Raw genomic sequence first — 2525 nt, 5'->3', positions numbered from 1 at the left:
GCCAGGAAGGATGAGACAATCAAAATCCTGCACATTTATCTCTTTTATTAAATAGTCTACGGTGATTTGGTCTCCCCAATCGCCATTATCCCAGCTTTTAATCGGATCACTCGACAATGATGCAATTTTTACGTCTGCGCCAAATTTCTTAAGCTCTTCGAAAGGAACACGCAGTTCAGAACGTTCGTACCCATGCGTGGCAACGATGAGAACCTTATAATCGTTAGGGTTTAAAGGCATTAATTTTCTCCTTTAGGTGCGTATTACAAAACCAACTTTTAAAGCATCGAAAAGCTCCCAAAAAAATAGCGCATGAAAACTATAAGGATTCATGCGCTATTATCTTAAGTGTTAAGGTCAGTCGGTGTGCTATTTACGGTAGGCTAGACCACTCCAAATGCGTCCTTCATCACGATGGCGACCGCCATGGATTGCGCCGATATAAGCTGCTGCTGCAGCCACTAACGCTGCTGCTGCGAGAAGAAAAGCGCTTAGAATAGAAGCTACGCGGGCTTTTTCGGCCACTTCAATCGCTTTTTCCTTGGCATCTGCAACGGTTTTCTCAGCACTAGCCTTCAACTCGTCAAATTGCTTTTGGGCTTCTTCGACTTTTTTCTGTGCCTCTGCGCGCAGCTCTCCCACACGTGCTATAGATTGATCTACGCGTGTTTGGGCTTCTGTCTGGGTTAAGTTCGTCTGAGCCGCAACTTCTGAAACTAACCAGGTTCGATCGGCATCAGAAATCTCACCTGTTCGCAAAAGGCTCCCCAGAATTCCAGTTACCTGTCGTGTTGCTCTATCCACATTCCCAATCTGGGAGTCTGCTGTTTCTGGGGTTGCTGCGCTTTTACGCAACAAGCTATCGGTTATATAATCAAACGGATTATTTTTAAGGCTCTGAGGAAGCATTTCATCAAAGGTAGGCGCTACTGCTTGTCCAGCTCCTTGAGCCGCGCCTGCTAGTGCATTTCCTGCCCCGGATATCAGACCTCCACCCAGTTGACCAATGCCTTGAGCTGTACCACCGATGGCCGAACCTGTGGCTTCAAGTGTTGACTGAGCGACATTGCTAACAGCTTTTACCCCACCAGTGATAGCACTTGCAGCGAAAAAACCGGAGATTAGTATGCCGATACCCCATACAGCCAAACCATTGAGTCCATCACGAATAGTCGTTTCATCACGGGTTGCATTTCCAACTGGACGTCTCATTCTACCGGTTATGTAACCACCGAGCATATAAGATGCGACCATAGAAATAACGGCGAAAAGCGCGGTTATTATCAACCACGTCGTGCTGATATCGCCACCGTCCTCTGCCGTTATTGAACCAAGACCTAATCCGGCTGCAAATGTGGTGAACACCACTACAATACCAGCCGAAATCACTGAACCAGCTAGGATTGCGGCCCAATCGACATAACTGCGATCTGATTCAACTTTAATATTATTTTGCTCTACCATTATCGTAATCCCAACATTGAAAGGATAAACAAGACAATCACAACAAGACCAACAAGATAAATAATGGAATTCATAGAGCTACCCTCCTATACGGATTTGCACCGTGGAATTAATAATAGTAATTTTTATAGAACTATTAGTACGTTCAGCTTTTATAACGTCGCTGAGTAAAATAAGTTGCACGCATATAATTGGATAAGCCTTCCCATACTAATTTTAATTCAGAGAGAGGGTTTTTCGTAAAATGCACTAATTTAAGTAAAATCTCATATTTATTGCACTGAATAATATTATTTTAAGTTTTTAAGTATTTTTTATTGTAATTATCTAATTACAAAATATAGATTCAGTATTTTAGTTAACTGCAAATTTTATGGAACCTACATTATGTTTTTGCGTTGAATATTTATCGGATTTTCGTGAATATTCTATGGGACTTAAAACATGTGTGGCATATGTGGTGAAATCAATTTCAAGGGCGAGCCTAGTATTGTAAATGTAGAAAAAATGATGCGCAATTTGCAATCGCGGGGTCCAGATGCAGCAGGCCTGCTCAAGCAAGGAAACGTCGCCTTTGGACACCGGCGTCTTAGTATCATTGACAAGTCAAACTCATCGCAGCAGCCAATGTTTGACCCGCAATTAGGGCTAGCGATTGTATTTAATGGATGTATTTACAATTACGTCGAGCTAAGAACAGAATTGAAATCAAAGGGCTATCAATTTTTTTCTACGGGCGACACGGAAGTCATTCTCAAGGCATATCATGCATGGGGTATGGACTGTTTAAACAAGCTTCTCGGAATGTTTGCTTTTGCAATTTGGGAACAAGATAGTGGGCGTACGATAGTGGTGCGCGACCGCCTTGGTATTAAACCTCTATATTATAATGAGAATACCGAGTATTTTCGCTTTGCTTCAACACTTCCCGCATTATTAGAATGTGGCGATGTCGACACGTCCATTGATAGCGTTGCTCTACATTACTATATGAGCTTTCATGCGGCGGTGCCTGCGCCTTTCACTATATTAAAAGGCATTCGCAAGTTACCTCCTGCGAC

Annotated in this window: 2 protein-coding genes and 1 pseudogene; 1 reads left to right on the top strand and 2 read right to left on the bottom strand. The window is 42.8% G+C overall.

The window, feature by feature from the left end; all coding sequences use genetic code 11:
• Together DFR47_RS21450 and DFR47_RS21445 are read right to left on the bottom strand one after the other, a co-directional pair.
• On the bottom strand, nt 1-240 hold a 240-nt coding region (locus tag DFR47_RS21450), incomplete at its 3' end, for a DJ-1/PfpI family protein (protein WP_147245715.1).
• Between the two features lie 129 nt (nt 241-369).
• Nucleotides 370-1464 carry a hypothetical protein gene (locus tag DFR47_RS21445; RefSeq protein ID WP_113946541.1) on the bottom strand — a complete coding sequence of 365 codons (1095 nt, stop codon included), beginning with the start codon at nt 1462-1464 and terminating at the stop codon, nt 370-372.
• Nucleotides 1465-1908: 444 nt separating this feature from the next.
• Between DFR47_RS21445 and DFR47_RS21440 the strand changes: the two are divergent.
• Nucleotides 1909-2525: pseudogene (locus DFR47_RS21440) on the top strand (N-acetylglutaminylglutamine amidotransferase); the annotation flags it as partial.

The sequence above is a fragment of the Pseudochrobactrum asaccharolyticum genome (assembly GCF_003314995.1).
Classification (GTDB): Bacteria; Pseudomonadota; Alphaproteobacteria; order Rhizobiales; family Rhizobiaceae; genus Pseudochrobactrum; species Pseudochrobactrum asaccharolyticum.
Note: the sequence above shows the minus strand (reverse complement) of the source record. Positions and strands in the feature narration are given on the sequence as shown.

Coding starts and splice junctions, on each gene's coding strand:
- DFR47_RS21445 (WP_113946541.1), bottom strand. CDS start 1,464: ATGGTAGAGCAAAATAATATTAAAGTTGAATCAGATCGCAGTTATGTC.